Below are 723 nucleotides of genomic sequence, written 5' to 3' on the forward strand. Positions count from 1 at the left end.
GGTGAGGGTGGCGAAGACGCGGGGGTGGGTGCGGACGGTGTCGGGGACGGCCTTGCCGCCGGTCAGGCCGGCGCGGATGAGGTGGTAGGTGTCGGCGGCGTAGAGGCGGGAGCGGGCCGGGCAACGGGAGGCCCTGCGGTTCCCGCATGTGGTGAGCAGGCTGCCCGTGGGTTCGTCGGAGGAGGTATAGGAGCGCAGCACCTCGCCCGTTGCGGTGTCGACGGTCGTGCTCTGGCCGGTCAGGCGGACGGGTTCGGTGCAACCGCCGAGGCGTTCGATCTGCTGCTGTGCGCGGTCGAAGCCGGGGTGGTTGACGAGGTGGAGCAGGTCCCGTACGGCGGGGCTTGCCACGTGGCGCAGGTCCAGGGTGACCATTCGGGGCGTGTCCCTTCTGTTCGGGTGGGCGGCCCCGAGCAGCAACCAGTCGGTCAGGGAGGCGTGTTGGTGCTGCTCGGGGCATGGCGGATCGGGCCCATGGGCGGGCGTGGGTTTCAGCGAGGGGGATTCGGGCAGCGAGGGCCGGGGCTCAGAGCTGAGCGAGCGCGGCGGTGGCGATTGGCAGGGCGACGCCCATGCGGGTCTCCAGCTGGGCGGCGGTGATGGGCTGGCCGTGCTCGGCGTGGTGGGTGTCCGCGATGCGCCGGGCGGCGTTGAGCAGGGCGGCGGGCAGGGCCGGGCGGGAGGCGGTCGCGTTTGTTTTGGCGATGGCGACCGGGGCGGTGG

Annotated in this window: 1 protein-coding gene and 1 pseudogene; both read right to left on the reverse strand. The window is 73.0% G+C overall.

Going from position 1 to position 723, the window contains the following annotated elements:
- On the reverse strand, positions 1-375 hold a 375-nt coding region (locus tag PV679_RS36035), incomplete at its 3' end, for a replication initiator (protein ID WP_319685501.1).
- Between the two features lie 151 nt (positions 376-526).
- Positions 527-723, reverse strand: a pseudogene (locus PV679_RS36040) (SpdA protein); the annotation flags it as partial.

Source organism: Streptomyces sp. AK02-01A (assembly GCF_033795305.1).
GTDB lineage: Bacteria > Actinomycetota > Actinomycetes > Streptomycetales > Streptomycetaceae > Streptomyces.